Here is a 14,501-nt window from a genome sequence, read left to right on the forward strand (position 1 = left end):
CGGGTGTAGACGCTCTGGAGGTACTGCGACTTGGCTCCGATGAGCTTATTCTTGGACTGCTCCCACTCGTAGGCGGTGATGCGGCCGGCATTGTACTCCTTCTCGGTCATATCGAGGGACTCCTGCGCCACCTCGACATTGTCCTTGGAGAGCCGGTAGGACTCCTCCGCCTTGCGGAGATCAGCCGTGGCGAGGGTAATGTTTCGCTGCTCGCTAAACTGCTGCTGGATGAGCTGTCCGAGGGCGCTCTCCCGCTGCAGCTCTGCCTGACGGACGGAGGCACGGACCTGACCGCGATTGAAGATCGGGATGGAGAGCGAGAGACCGATGGTGTACTGACCATTTGACTTGAGCTGGTCGCCGAAGGACTGATTGGGGATCTCGTCACCGAAGTAGTGGAAGTAGCCATTGGAGTAGCCGCCGGAGAGGCTTAGGCGGGGCATATAGCCAGCCTTGGCGCGCTTGACGTCGTAGGAGGAGAGGTCGTACCGTAGCTGAGCGAGACGGAGGGAGGGGTTGGTCCACTCCGGTGCCACACGATAGGGTGACTCCCGCTCCAGCCGGGCGATAACGCTCTCGGGATCCTCCTGAGGCACGGTAAAGGTCTCACCCTCCTCCGTGATGCCCATATCGAGGCGGAGGACGCGCATGGCACGGTCGAGGTCGGACTTTGCCTCATTCAGAGCCAGTCGATCCTGCCCCACCTGGGTGCGCATCTTGAGCTGCTCCGAGGGGGCGAGCTTGCCGGCCTCCACCTGAGCATCGACCCGCTTCTGCTGCATAAGGGAGAGGGAGAGATTCTCCTCCGCCACTTCGACGATCTGCTGAGCGAGAAGGACGCCGACGTAGCTGGAGGCGACGGTGAGGGCGATCCGGTCCTCCACCTCATCGAGGATGTAGTCCTTGCTCTCGAGCGCCTCTTGGCTGCTCTTAAGCGCCCACCAGCGGGCGCCGCCCTCAAAGAGGGAGAGCGACGTGGAGACATTTAGTCCGGTGGAGGAGCCGTTATTCTTCCTCAGCACCTTGTCGTGTCCCTGGGTGTAGCCAAAGGAGAAGTTTTGCCCCACGCCGGCATTGAGGTCAGGGAGGAAGTTCATCCTTGCGGACTCCTCCTGCACCTCGAGCTGCTCCATCTGCACCTGGGCGGGGATCAGCTCGGGGCTGTGCCTCTGTGCGTAGGTGATGCACTGCGAGAGGGTCATCTCGCCGCTAAGAGTAGGCTCCGCCTCCGGCACCTGCGCCGTAGCCGTGAGGGCGAGGAGCGGAAGGAGAAGGGTGGGGATGAAAGGTCTGTGAGCGATCATGGTGGATTAGTTCTTCTGCTTCATGAGATTACCGCGGAGGGTCTCGTCGCCGGTGAGCCCGGAGAGTACCTCCACCTTGATGCCGTCGGAGAGACCGAGAGTCACCTCCTTCTTCTCATACTCTCCCTTGCTGCCCTTGACGAAGACGAAGCTCTTGTCGCCCTCGTAGGTGACGGTCGCCTCGGGGATCGTGAGGACGCTGGTCTTGTGCGCCATCTCTACCTCGGCATTGCTGGAGAAACCAGCCTTAAGTGCCGAGAGGTCATCGCCCGAGATCGCCGCCTTCACCTCGAAGAGGATCGTCCCGCTGGTGTCCTTGCCCTTGGGGGAGACGTACTCCACGACAGCGTGGTAGGTCTTGTCCTTCAGCGCCCCGACGTGGATCGTGACGGGGGAGCCGACGGTGACGTTATTGACGTCGCTCTCATTGACATTACCGATGAAGAGGAGGTCGGTAAGGTCGGCGATGCTGACGACAGTGGTACCCTCGCTGAAGTTGTTCGCCATCGTGACGCGTGAGCCGACCTTGACCGGCTGCTCGAGAATTGTCCCGGTGACGGTGGCAAAGACGAGGGTATTATTCCGCTTGGAGGTAGAGGCGGAGGAGCCGGTGCGTGTGAGGTCAAGCTGCTCGACGGCGGAGCTGTACTCAATCTTGGCGCGGCGGTAGTTGGCGAGGGAGGTCTCGTAGGCCTCCTTGGCGAGAATCTGCTGGTCGTAGAGGGACTTGTCGCGGTTGTAGACCTCCTCGGTGCGCTTCAGGTCGACGCGGGCGGCATCGACACGAGAGGCGGCACTTTGGACCATAGCGACGTCAGGGACCATCTGGATCTTGGCGATCAGCTCGCCCTCCTGGACGAAGTCGCCGGGGAGGTGATTGAGCTCGGCGATGATGCCGTTCATATTGGGCTTCACGAGGATCTCGTCGCGCGGCTCGATGGAGCCGGTGAGTACGGTCGACTTGACGATCGAGTCATTGGCGGTCGGGGTGACCTCCTCGTAGAGCTCCTTCGTCTTACCCTGCGACTTGACGATCGCGGTGGCGATGACGCCGATAATGGCGAGACCGAGGACGACCCAGAGGAGGATCTTGGGCCACTTCTTCGCACGCTTCTTCTGCACCGGGACGGTGCCGGACTGTGATGGATCTTGGATCATAATGGAGATATGATTGGTAGTTATTGTTTTGTCTATAAGGAAAAGGGGATTACTCGTCACGTATGGCATCGATCGCCTTGATGTCGAGAGCCTTCTGCACCGGTAGTAGTCCGGCAAAGGCGCCTGCAAGGATCATAATGACGAGGGAGAAGAGTAGGATCCCCGGTGTCGGATAGGGGCGAAGGAGATACTCTCCGATCTGACTGGAGCTCTCCGCTAAGGCGCCTATGCCGAGGAGAAGGAGCAGTCCGACGAGCAGCCCGAGGAGCCCGGCGACGAGGATCATCGCCATCGACTCGAGCATAAATTGGATCACAATGTCGATCGGCTTGGCTCCGAGGGCGCGGCGGACACCGATCTCCCGCTGCCGCTCCTTGACGGTCACGAGGAGGATGTTGCTGACCGAGATGACACCGGTGAGGAGGGTGCCGAGACCGATGATCCAGACGAGGGCATTCAGGAGGTTGGCCATCAGGTCAAAGATGCGGAGCTGTGACTCGACGTCCACCATCCCGAGCGCGCCGGTGTCGGTTGGATCCACGTGGTGGACGCGAGCGATGTAGCCACTGAGTTCGCTCCTGAGGTCATCGGTTGTATTACCCTCCTTAAGCAGTCCGGAGATCATCACCTCCCGGTCGAGATCGCCGCCGACGGCGAAGTCTATCGGCACCTCTACGCACCACTTGGGGCTATAGCCTACATTGAAGTTATCGGACATTCCCTCGATCACCCCTACGATGCGGAAGGCGATCCCTCCGACGGAGAGGTACTTCCCCACCGCATCCTCCGGCTTATCGAAGAAGTTCTCTGTCGTCCTCAGTCCCATGACGCAGACCGGGTCACCCCGCTTGATCTCCTCGCGAGTCATATAGCGTCCGTAAGTGACGATCACCGGACGGATGTCGTAGGGATACTCCGGGGTGACACCGGCGACAAAGTCCTTTGCCGACTTGCCGTTGGCGGTGATCTGGGAGTCCATCCACATATTTTCCTTATTGAAGCCGAGGAAGCAGCCTGTCTTCTCAAGGCTCTTGGCATGGTCGCTCATCCAGAGGTAGTCCCGGTAGGTGAGCTCGATGTTGCGGTTGGCCTTATAACCCTGGTAGGGCTTGGTCGTACGACTCCCGAAGACTACGACCAAACGCTTGGAGAGGGTGGAGAAGCCCTCGTTGATGCTGTTACCGATGCCGGTGCCCAGCCCGTCGAGGAGGACGAAGAAAAACATCCCGAAGAAGACTCCCAGTGAGGTGACGAGGGTGCGGCGGCGGTTGCGTCTCAGCGAGTAGAAGACCTCGCTCCAGAGCTCTGTGGAGAATAGCTTACTCATAGTCTTACTTATCTCTCATGGCGATGACGGCAGGGACGTGGAGGGCGTGGCGTGCCGGGCGGATGCCGGCGATGATGCCGACGACCACCAGCACGATCAGCGCTCCGATGGCGATGCTGAGGTTGACACTCGGGTCGCTGACGATGTGGTAGTAGGCCGCCTCGGCACCATTTCCATTACCCACCTCCTGGATCGCCCAGCTGTCGTGCTCGGCGGAGTAGCCGATGAGCCGGACGATACCGGTGCCGAGGAGTAGCCCGACGAGACCGGAGACGACGGAGAGAGCGATACTCTCGCCGAGGATCATCTTGAGTATGTCTCTCGGTCGGGCGCCGAGGGCCTTTCGGATGCCGATCTCGCGCATCCGCTCCCGCACGGTGACGGTCATGATGGTGGAGACGCCGATGGAGCCGACGGCGAGGCTGCCGAGCCCCATGATCCAGAGGAGCATGTCGAGACCATTGAAGGCCTTGTCCATTGAGTTTTTCACATCCGTGGAGCTCTGGAGCCGGAAGACGTAGGGATCGTTGGGGTCAAACTTCAGCATCCTCGACAGCTCACCCTTGAAGCGCTCCTCGAAGCTCTTCATCTCTTCTGCCTTGGACCCTTTTGGGTAAAGCTTGAGGTTGCTCACCTCAATCATCTGATTGGGGTAGAGACCCTGGTAGGTGGTGAGCGGTATCTCGGTTATGGCGAAGAAGGGATTGACATCCTCCGTCACGCCGATGATGCGGTAGCTGATGCCTCCGGCGGTGATCACCTGCCCGATCGGATCGGTGCCGGCCTCGAAGAGCTTCGAGATGGTACTCTTGCAGAGCAGTGCCACCCGCTCACCCGTAGCCAGTTCGCGGGGGGAGAAAGTGCGTCCCTGTATCACGCGGAGGGTGCGGAAGCGCTCACTCAGCGGCGTGGCGGTACCCAGTTGGGTGCTGGCGGAGCCGAAGTCGGTGGTGAAGGTGAGGAAGGCGAAGCCCGGTGCCGGATCGATGCCGTAGAGGTCGTCGGCAAAGGTGCTCCTGAGTCGGTCGATCTGCTCGGCGGTCAGCTTGGGCTTCCGCCCCTTCTGGTACCCCGCATAGGGCAGGTCGGTCTCCTGTAGGCTGACCTGGGTGCCGAAGTGGCTCATTCCCATATCATCGGACATGCGGGTGGCACCATTGCGGATGCCGGTCCCGATGCCCAGCAGCACGACGAGGATGATGATCCCCCAGGCGATGGTGAAGGAGGTGAGGAAGGTGCGGAGCTTGCTCGTCCGCATAGAGGCGAGGATCTCGGCAAATAGCTCTTTCATGGCTCGTCGGTGATGAGGCCGTCCTTGATGTGGATGATCCTGTCGGTCAGCTCTGCCACCTCCTTGGCGTGGGTGACGATGAGCTCGGTCATGTGGTCCTCCTCATTGATCTCCCTGAGGAGCCGCATCACGTCATCCGCCGTGGTGCTGTCGAGTGCGCCGGTCGGCTCATCGGCGAGGAGCAGGCGGGGGCGGGTGATGAGGGCGCGGGCAATGGAGACGCGCTGCTTCTGTCCGCCGGACATCTCGTTAGGCAGGTGATCCTTCCAGGGGAGTAGTCCCACGCGATCGAGATACTCCTCGGCGAGCTTCATCCGCTTGCGGGTGCTGACACCCTGATAGTAAAGGGGCAGGGCGACATTCTCCAGCGCGGTCTTGAAGGAGATGAGGTTGAAGGACTGGAAGACAAATCCGATCTTATGCCCCCGAAGCTCCGCCGCCTCGTTCTCCCCCGGACGGGTGATCAGCTCCCCGTCCAGATAGTAGGATCCCGCGTCGTAGGTGTCGAGGATGCCGAGGACATTAAGTAGGGTACTCTTTCCGGAGCCACTCGCTCCCATCAGCGACACCATCTCTCCCTCCTCGACCCGGAGGGAGACGCCCTTGAGGACGTGGAGCGGCTGAGCTCCCGGATATGTCTTATGCAGCTCCCGGACGTCGACTACCGGGGTGCGCTCTCTGCTGTCTGTCTCCATTGCGTTACTTACTTTGATTGGTTGACGAAGCAAAGATATGTATAAACTCGGTACCTTACAAATTTATAGTAGCTATTCTTAGGAGAAAGACAATATTTCTTTTGCATCGTTCACCAAAGGTCCTGATACAGAGCGGGGACGTACTTCTATCCGAAGTGCGTCCCCGCTTTGCGTTTACGGGAAGGCTACTCGGCCGCGATCAGCGGCTCCACTTCGCCAAAGGCAAGACCCTCCCGATCCTCCTCGGCATAGATCTCCAGCGGGTAGTCCGGCAGCTCTGCGGAGGCTTCGTTGAGCATCTCCTGGAAGGCTGGGATATTCCGCGTGTAGATGCACCAGAGACAGCGGTCCTCGCCCACCACCTCGTAGGCGAGCAGGGCAAGCTTATCCCGCTCGAGTGCTCCGTCGATCACCCGCTCGCGGAAGCCCTTCATCGCATCGGCAGTCTCAGGGTCGGGGAGCCCCTTCTCGTCCCCATCGTAGGGCCAGGTGATATCGACCCGATAGGGATACTTGCCGGTGGACAGCTCCTCACGCAGGTGGGTGCGTATGTGGAGGAAGCGCATCACCGAGGGATCATACTCGCCGTCCACGGGGACGGTACACATTTCCGGTCTTAGCTTAGACATAAGAGATTACTGATGAGGAGCCTTAGGGATCGGTAGTGGATCCTCGCCGGCATCCATGGTGGAGATAAAGGCCTTGGGGTCCAGGGCTCTGACTTCGCTACGTATGCGGCGGAGTGTCTTCCGCTCGGCGACGATGAAGAGCACCTCGCGCTCCACACCCTCGTACATGCCCCGTCCATGGAGGATCGAGCCCCGCACGCCGAGGGCGGAGAGGCACTGACGGATCGGCTCCACCTGAGAGGAGACGATGAAGACCGCCTTCTTGGGGTTCTCAGGAGAGAGAAACTCGACCACCCGACCATATATAAAAATGGTGAGCCACGAGTAGAGCGGCACCTTGATGTCTCGGAAGACCAGCAGTCCGAAGACGACCACGATCGAGTCGATGATGATGATGCAGGTGCCGAGCTTGATATTCCGCCCCTTTGCAATGATCCGCCCCAGCACATCCGTCCCGGCGCTCGTGCTCTCGGCACGGAAGACGAAGTAGACCCCCACGCCGAGGATCGCCCCGCCGTAGCAGGAGGCGAGGATCATGTCGTCGATGATCGGCTTGTGGTCGAGGAAGAGTGTGATCCCGTCCGTGAAGAGCGAGATGAGGATGAAGGTGAGCACCGTCTTGGGTCCCGACTTCAGCCCCAGCTTATGCATCGCTAGGAGGAGAAGGGGGACGTTGAAGAAGAGCGCCGTCGTCCCGATCGGCAGACCGTCGGGAGCAAAGGCAAACACCCCCCTCGTCAGCTCATGGAGGGCGATGGTGATACCATAGACCCCACCGGGGATGATGTCGTTGGGGGCGATGAAGCCACCATACGCCAGCGCCTCGAGGAAGGAGCCGACGATGATCAGGAGGATCTCCTTTGCGAGGGTGCCGGCTCGACGAGTCGTCTCTGCAGCGGGGACAGCGGGGTCAGTCATTTTCGGGATGGTGTCTATTAACCGTGGTTGATTCTGATGCGAAGTTAGCCATTTTTTCGCTTCCCCTACACTCCGAGACCTTGGGGTACTGGGTGGTATTGTAGAGTTGTCGGACAAGTCGGACAGGTCGGACAGGTCGGAAAACGAACAATTCCGAGCGGGTTCTCCCGATGATCCTTCCCATATCATTCCCTTCCCCCAAAATCTAATACCGGTATTAGTTTGATCTAAACCCGGTCTTAGTGATCACTAATACCGGGTTTAGAGAAATGCCTGATCACGGCAAGTTTCACCTCAGACCGATATTTGTCAGTCTCAGCGTGTCCCTTTGGGTCCATAGGGTGTAGAGAGCTTCATCGACCCGGGTGAGATCCTATACCTTATTATAATAGGACGATGCGGCAGTTCGATTGCACTTCAAAGGGCATTTTTGGTACCTTTACCTGCCGATATTTAAGGCATTAGATCGTGACTGCATTGTACAAGAAGATATTACCCACCCTACTCCTGACGGCAGTGCTGGCGCTCTGCTCACCGCTTAGGGCTCAGACCCCCAGGGACGACAGTCCGGAGCTGCTCTACAGCGACTTCTACAGTCGGGCGCTCTGTCTGGTCCCCACGGATGAGGAGAGCAATCTCTCGCCCTACATAACCCACCTCTGGATGGCCAACCTTGCCGATTCGCTTCGCCCGTCGGCGCTCTCGGACATCGGTTTCGTCCTCAGCCAGCTAGGTCAGCCGGAGCAGGCTCAGACCTATCTTATGCGCGCCTATCGTGCTTCGCACGGAGACCATCTGATCGGCGAGCCAGTCGCCCGGATGGCGCTCGCCAATCAGGACTTCGCCACTGCCGAGGAGGTGATCACGGAGCTACTCGAGAGGGTGCCGGATGACCACTTCCTCCTCATCCTCCTGCAGCAGGCCTACCGATCGGAGGAGAAGTGGGATAAGGCGATCGAGGTGGGGAAGAAGATCGTCGAGCTGAGCCGCGACGACCCGCGGCAGGTATCGGGACTCGCAGGTCTCTACATGCAGGCGGGACAGCAGGATAAGGCGGTGGAGCTACTGGAGGAGTACGGCAAGACCCACTCGGGAGAGCCGACGACGCAGACGGTACTCTTCTACCTCTACCTCTCGGCGGGAGACTACGACCGTGCCGGTAAGGCTCTAGAGCAGCTGCGGAAGCAGGACAAGGGGAGCGATGTGGTGCGTGTGGCGGAGGTGACTTACCTGGCTCGGCGGGAGCGGTACCGTGAGGGTGCGAAGTATATCCTCCGTCAGTCACGGAGCGAGGGGATCGACCCGGAGCAGGTGGAGTCGCTGATCCAGACCTTATATAAGGAGTCACCGAGTGCCACGGAGGCGCGGCGAGAGGTGGTGAAGGTGCGGTCTGAGATTGCCAAGCTCTTCCCCCAGACCCCGCAGCTTCGGCTCGGACTCTCGCAGGACTATCTGCTGCTGGGCGATACGGTCGCAGCGGAGGGGATACTGGATAGGCTGGTGGATGATCGCGTGGAGCTGGTATCGCCGTACGTCTACTTCACCGACCGCTATGCGGCTGCCGAGGACACGACAAATCTTCGCCACTATGCCGAGGCGGGTCACGAGGCACTGCCGGAGGAGGGAGTCTTCCGCCTTTACCTTGCCCTCCTGGCGGTGAATGCGGGTGACACGACCGGCTATCGCAGACAGCTGGACGAGGCGCTGACTTTGGTCTCGACGGAGGATCGCTTCTACCCTCAGCTGGCACTCCTACGGGCGGACGACCTGAGCGGAGGAGGAGACTTCGAGGCGGCGAGACCCTACTACGAGGCGGCAGTGAGTCAGCCCCTGCCCCCGGCGTACAATAACTACGCCTACTTCCTCACCGAGAAGTCCGGAACCCCGGCCGACCTCGATAAGGCGGAGAAGCTTGCCCGACAGGCGATCAAGCTGGAGCCCGACAACGGGACCTACCTCGACACCTATGCCTGGGTACTCTACCGCAAGGGCTCGTCGATGCTCGCCCTGATCTATATCAAGAAGGCGATCGAGGCAACGGAGACACCCGACCCGACGCTCTACGAGCACCTCGCCGAGATCCTCACCGCAGAGGGTCGGTACGATGAGGCTGTCGAGGCGTGGCGCCACTGTCTGGAGAGCGGAGGCGACGCCAAGCTGGTGGAGGAGAGGGTGGAGGCGATCACGGAGATGAAGAAGTCCGAGCCGGTGACAGACTGACTCGGAGAGTATACTTTCACATTAATCAAGGAAAAGCACCATGAGACAGACCATACAGAGACCTGCGCCCCTCCTCCTGCTGGGGTTGCTCCTTCTCGTAGCCACCTCGTGCGGCTCCCGGAGAGCTGCCGTCCGTGGCTCGGGAGCGATGGGCACCCTCTCCAAGAGCGAGGTGATCCGAGGCTACGCTGCACTTCCCACCTACCCGCTCGCCGATGTGCGCGGGACGCTCTCCGTCTCAGCGGGCGACAAAGGCGATCTCTCGAGTGGCTATCGCATGTCGATCTACCCGGGGGAGGCGATGGTGATCGCTGCGAGACCGATGGGTCTCTTCGAGGCGGGTCGGGTGACACTGCTCCCGGATCGGGTGGTGCTGCTGGATAAGATGGATCGCTACGGCGTGGACGAGGCGCTGGACATCACGCCGCCGCTGCCGGTCAGCATCCTTGACCTCTTCGGATCCGTCAGCACATCGCGCTTAGAGGAGATGCAGATGAGCCGGGAGCCGGGAGGGTACCGCTTCACCGACCGGGATAGCGGGAGCGAGCTCTTTATTGACCTGGATCTCAATCTCACCGGCATGACGATCGATCTGCCTCGGAGAGCGGGCGGCGTGACCGTCTCCTTCTCCCACTTTGCCACCATAAGCGGCTACCGTCCCCTGCCGAAGCAGATGAAGGTAGAGCTCCGGATGCCCTCGATGGGAGAGCCTGCCACGCTGGCACTCACGATCTCCGATTACGACACCAAGCCGTCGATGAGGCCGGATAAGGCGCTTCCCGACGACTATACCCGACTCAGTCTCATCCGACTGCTCTCTGTAATCCTCGGCAAATGAAGTACATCAAGAAGTTCCCTCTCTCACTCCTCCTTCTCCTCACGCTCTCCCTGACCCCGCTCACGGAGGGTGCTGCACAGACGACGAAGAAGTCGGATGTGGTTCGGCAGTTGGAGAATCAGCGGAAGAAGATCCAGGAGGAGATCAAGCGGATCTCCTCGCTCCTGACCCAGACCACTTCTTCGTCCAAGAATACCCTGCAGCGCATCTCGCTCCTCGACCAGCAGATCCGAGCTCGTAAGGAGGCGATAGCGACGATGCAGAGCGAGGTGACTGCGCTCAATGGTCAGATCGACGAGCTGGAGGTGAAGCTGGACTCGCTGCAGGTGCAATTTGACCGCAAGCAGGTGAGCTACATTAAGTCGATCCGCGCCCTCCAGACCCACCACTCGACGGAGGACATGCTGATGTTTGTCCTCAGCGCGAAGGACTTCGCCGAGGGGATGCGCCGGGCGGAGTACTTAGGGCAGTATGCCAAGTGGCAGCGCAATCAGGCGGAGAAGCTGAAGGCTCTCCGTGCAGAGATAGAGACTCAGCGAGCTGAACTGGAGCGGGCGCGCGATAAGCAGCAGCAGCTCCTCAATGACAAGACCGCCGAGCAGGCGAAGCTGCAGGCGGATCAGGACGCTGCTCGCCAGGAGGCGAGCCGACTGAAGGGGAAGGAGAAGGAGCTGCGACAGCAGATCAAAAAGCAACAGAAGCAGGCCGCCGCCCTCGACCGGAAGATCCAGGAGCAGATCCGAAAGGAGGTAGAGGAGGCACGGCGAAAGGCTGCTGAGGAGGCACGGCGGGCCAAGCAGGGAAGCAAGACCGGTCAACGTCGCGCCGCCACCAAGGGGGGCTATGCGATGACGGAGAAGGAGGTGAAGCTCTCCAAGAACTTTGCCGACAACCGAGGGAAGCTCCCCAGCCCGATCTCCGGGCCGAGCCGAGTGGTCTCACGCTTCGGACGGCAGAAGATCGCCGGCATGCAGTATGTCGAGCTGAATAATAACGGCATCGACCTGCAGGGTGTCGCCGGAGCACGCGCACTCTCCGTCTTCGACGGCGTAGTGACCCGCATCTTCACCCTCGAGGGCTTCAATAACAGCATCATCATCCGTCACGGTAACTACCTCACCGTCTACAGCAACCTGACGGAGGTCTTCGTCAAGACGGGAGACAAAGTCACTACAGGGCAGGCGCTCGGCAAGGTCTACTCAGACCCCGATGTGGGCGGTGCGACGAAGCTCCACTTCCAGCTCTGGAAGGAGACCACCAAGCTTGACCCCTCGCAATGGATCAGACGCTGACCCCTACCCTCCTCTCGCTTCGTGAGCTGCGCGTTGCCCTGGAGGGGAGACCCTTTGTCGCCACGGTAGGCTCCTTCGATGGGGTCCATCTGGGACATAGAGCGGTTATCGAGCGAACCGTCCGCCAGGCAGCAGAGGAGGGACTAGCCTCCGTGGTGATCACCTTCGACGGACATCCCTCCGAAGTACTCCGTAGGAGCGCTCCACCGCTAATCACCGGCACGACGGAGAAGATCCGCTACCTCGCTCCCCTCGGGGCGGATGCGATCCTGCTCCTGCCCTTTACCCAAGAGCTGGCCGCCCTCACGATGGGCGACTTCATCGGATCGCTCCGGGAGATCGGGCTACGACGGATGGTGCTGGGGTACGACAGTCGATTTGGGAGTGATACAGCGGGGATCCCCTTTGACCTCTTTGACAAAAAGATGGCATCGCTCGGCGTGCCGGTGGAGCGCGTGGCACCGGTGAGTCCGGGTGGCATGGAGATAAGCAGTAGCCGCATACGGACACTCCTCGCTGAGGGGCGTATCCCTGAGGCGGAGACACTATTGGGTCACCCTTACAGCCTCTGCGGCTACGTCGCCGAGGGACGGCAGATCGGACAACAGATGGGCTTCCCCACAGCGAATATCGTCCCCGAGGGGGCGGCACCGCTGATCCCGAGGGATGCAGTGCTGGCGGCGGAGGTACTGCTGGACGGGGTCACCTACCCGGCGATGGCTTACTACGGCACCGCGCCGACGATCAGCGCCGATGACAGGGACTACAGGATCGAGGCTTTCCTCCTCGACTTCAGCGGCGACCTCTACGGGGATCGCGTGGAGATCTCCTTCCTCCTCTACCTTAGGGGCGACAAGCGCTTCGATAGCCTCGAGGAGCTAAGGGCGCAGCTACTCGAGGACGAGGAGGTGACCCGGGACTTCTTCCGTCGGAGAGGTCAGGGCGTATAGTGTCAAAGAATTACTACCTTTGTATCCACTATGAGACTACGATCGTATCATATCATCGGGCTGACGATCATCACCCTCCTGATGACCGTCTCTACCCTCCGTGCGCAAGAGTCGGTGACCGACTCGCTCACGGTTCGCAATATCTTCGATGAGCTCGCGCTCATCAAGGAGGGCGAGGGAACGGTCTTCATTACCCAGTCGCCCGACATCGCGGCGCTGGTACACAATCGCCCCTCTCTGATCACCAAGGACGACCTCCAGGCAGGGTACACCTACCGGAGCGGCTACCGGATCCAGGTATTCAGCAGCAACGACACTAATGCCCGCAGCACCGCCACCTACCGTGCGCGGCAGCTCAAGGACGCCTACCCGGAGATCGAGACCGATGTGCTTTACAAAGCCCCCTTCTGGAGCGTCCGCACCGGCAGCTTCGTCACTCGCGAGGAGGCGAGAGACTTCATCGCTCGGCTCAAGGGGCGCTTCCCCGCCTTTGCCCGAGAGATGTATGTGGTGCCGTCCAAGATCAAAGTACCTCTCTAACGACTGACCCATCCCATCACTATGACCTCACGTCACGACAACCCCTACTTCACCGAGGAGGTCGATCCGCAGGAGATACAGGAGCGGACCGACCGACTGGCAGCCCTCTCCCGACAGATCCTCACCGAGCTGGGCGAGGACGCCGACCGCGATGGACTCCAGGAGACACCGGTACGCGTCGCCAAGGCGCTCCAGGCACTCACCCGAGGCTACCATCAGGATCCCAAGGCGGTGCTCCGTGCTGCCACCTTCGAGGACGACTACAGCCAGATGGTGATCGTGAAGGACATCGAGTTTTACTCCCTCTGCGAGCATCACATGCTCCCCTTCTTCGGCAAGGTACACATCGCCTACATTCCCAATGGGCATATCACCGGACTGAGCAAGCTGGCCCGGATTGTGGACATCTTCTCTCGCCGCCTGCAGGTACAGGAGCGGCTCACGAGGCAGATCAAGGACTGCATCGAGGAGGCGCTCCATCCACTCGGCGTGATGGTGGTGATCGAGGCACGGCACCTCTGCATGCAGATGCGGGGGGTGCAGAAGCAGAATGCGATCACGACGACGAGCGACTTCTGCGGCGCCTTTGAGCGGCAGAGCACCCGATCCGAGTTCCTCGAGCTGATCCACCACGAGGGCAAGGGATACGTTTAATTATTGTATAAGAATAAGGAAATCATCATGAGCAATATCAAGCACACGCTGATCCTCTGCCTGGGAGTCCTCCTCGGCATGACCGCTTTCGGTAGCGCCGAGGCACAGTTCCACTGGGGAGTCCGCGCCGGAGCCGACTTCTCCAAGTTCCCCACCACGGCGGAGCAATTCAAGTCCGACTACTACACCGGCTTCCATGTCGGTCCGACGGTCGAGATGAAGCTGCCCCTCCGCTTCTCCGTCGATGCCTCCCTCCTCTTCTCTCAGAAGAATGTCGGCATCACCTCGATGGAGAAGACTGAGGTAAAGGACATCCTGAAGACCAATTACTTCGTCGTACCGGTGAATGCCAAGTTTGACCTGGTCAGCCTCCCCGGTGCGGACGTGATGGTGATCGCAGGACCGCAATTCAATTTTATGCTCAATAATAACCTCGGGGACCTTAAGGACCTGAATAACCTGCGGGAGACTGAGGCCAAGAAAGCGTCCGTCGGAGTCAATGTCGGCCTCGGCGTGCGGGTGCTGAAGATGCTGCAGATCGCTGCGCTCTACAACGCCACACTGTCAGACGACTACAAGTTTACGAGCCTCAATCAGACGACGAAGGATGTCTTCAATGCGAAGACGAATAGCTTCGTCATCCAGGCTGCTGTACTCTTCTGATCAGACCAGAGACCACTATATA

Annotated in this window: 14 protein-coding genes; 7 read left to right on the forward strand and 7 right to left on the reverse strand. The window is 60.1% G+C overall.

Annotated elements, in window-relative coordinates; all coding sequences use genetic code 11:
* The 7 genes from Q0F21_RS00005 to Q0F21_RS00035 form a co-directional block, all read right to left on the reverse strand.
* A partial coding sequence (locus tag Q0F21_RS00005; RefSeq protein WP_297236293.1) for a TolC family protein occupies positions 1-1,304 on the reverse strand: 1,304 nt, incomplete at its 3' end.
* Positions 1,305-1,310: 6 nt separating this feature from the next.
* Positions 1,311-2,462 (reverse strand): efflux RND transporter periplasmic adaptor subunit, encoded by a 1,152-nt coding sequence (locus Q0F21_RS00010; RefSeq protein WP_297236294.1) that lies wholly within the window; start codon positions 2,460-2,462, stop codon positions 1,311-1,313.
* Positions 2,463-2,511: 49 nt separating this feature from the next.
* A complete protein-coding gene (locus Q0F21_RS00015) occupies positions 2,512-3,789 on the reverse strand; it encodes an ABC transporter permease (protein ID WP_297236295.1) in 1,278 nt (425 codons plus the stop codon).
* Positions 3,790-3,793: 4 nt separating this feature from the next.
* Positions 3,794-5,080, reverse strand: coding sequence for an ABC transporter permease (locus tag Q0F21_RS00020; RefSeq protein WP_297236296.1), 1,287 nt, complete (start codon positions 5,078-5,080; stop codon positions 3,794-3,796).
* Entirely contained in the window at positions 5,077-5,775 is a 699-nt protein-coding gene (locus Q0F21_RS00025; RefSeq protein WP_297236297.1) for an ABC transporter ATP-binding protein, read from the reverse strand. The genes Q0F21_RS00020 and Q0F21_RS00025 overlap by 4 nt, the downstream gene beginning before the upstream one ends.
* 185 nt (positions 5,776-5,960) lie before the next feature.
* A complete protein-coding gene (locus Q0F21_RS00030; protein ID WP_297236298.1) occupies positions 5,961-6,404 on the reverse strand; it encodes a DUF695 domain-containing protein in 444 nt (147 codons plus the stop codon).
* A gap of 6 nt (positions 6,405-6,410) precedes the next feature.
* Positions 6,411-7,322, reverse strand: a complete 912-nt coding sequence (locus Q0F21_RS00035) for a YitT family protein (protein WP_297236299.1) — start codon at positions 7,320-7,322, stop codon at positions 6,411-6,413.
* A 468-nt stretch (positions 7,323-7,790) separates the two neighbouring features.
* Between Q0F21_RS00035 and Q0F21_RS00040 the strand changes: the two genes are divergently transcribed.
* Genes Q0F21_RS00040 through Q0F21_RS00070 form a run of 7 tightly spaced genes read left to right on the forward strand, consistent with a single transcriptional unit; the run spans position 7,791 to position 14,479 of the window.
* Entirely contained in the window at positions 7,791-9,542 is a 1,752-nt protein-coding gene (locus Q0F21_RS00040; protein ID WP_297236300.1) for a tetratricopeptide repeat protein, read from the forward strand.
* 40 nt (positions 9,543-9,582) lie between these two features.
* A complete protein-coding gene (locus tag Q0F21_RS00045) occupies positions 9,583-10,380 on the forward strand; it encodes a hypothetical protein (protein WP_297236301.1) in 798 nt (265 codons plus the stop codon).
* Entirely contained in the window at positions 10,377-11,672 is a 1,296-nt protein-coding gene (locus Q0F21_RS00050) for a peptidoglycan DD-metalloendopeptidase family protein (protein WP_297236302.1), read from the forward strand. The genes Q0F21_RS00045 and Q0F21_RS00050 overlap by 4 nt, the downstream gene beginning before the upstream one ends.
* Positions 11,657-12,622 carry a riboflavin biosynthesis protein RibF gene (gene ribF / locus Q0F21_RS00055; RefSeq protein ID WP_297236303.1) on the forward strand — a complete coding sequence of 322 codons (966 nt, stop codon included), beginning with the start codon at positions 11,657-11,659 and terminating at the stop codon, positions 12,620-12,622. Before Q0F21_RS00050 ends, ribF begins: the two co-directional genes overlap by 16 nt.
* Positions 12,623-12,652: 30 nt before the next feature.
* Positions 12,653-13,162 (forward strand): SPOR domain-containing protein, encoded by a 510-nt coding sequence (locus Q0F21_RS00060; protein ID WP_297236304.1) that lies wholly within the window; start codon positions 12,653-12,655, stop codon positions 13,160-13,162.
* A gap of 21 nt (positions 13,163-13,183) precedes the next feature.
* Positions 13,184-13,816, forward strand: a complete 633-nt coding sequence (gene folE, locus Q0F21_RS00065; RefSeq protein ID WP_297236305.1) for a GTP cyclohydrolase I FolE — start codon at positions 13,184-13,186, stop codon at positions 13,814-13,816.
* A 27-nt stretch (positions 13,817-13,843) separates the two neighbouring features.
* Positions 13,844-14,479 carry an outer membrane beta-barrel protein gene (locus tag Q0F21_RS00070; protein ID WP_297236306.1) on the forward strand — a complete coding sequence of 212 codons (636 nt, stop codon included), beginning with the start codon at positions 13,844-13,846 and terminating at the stop codon, positions 14,477-14,479.
* Positions 14,480-14,501: the final 22 nt, after the last annotated feature.

This window comes from uncultured Porphyromonas sp. (genome assembly GCF_934359325.1).
GTDB lineage: Bacteria > Bacteroidota > Bacteroidia > Bacteroidales > Porphyromonadaceae > Porphyromonas_A.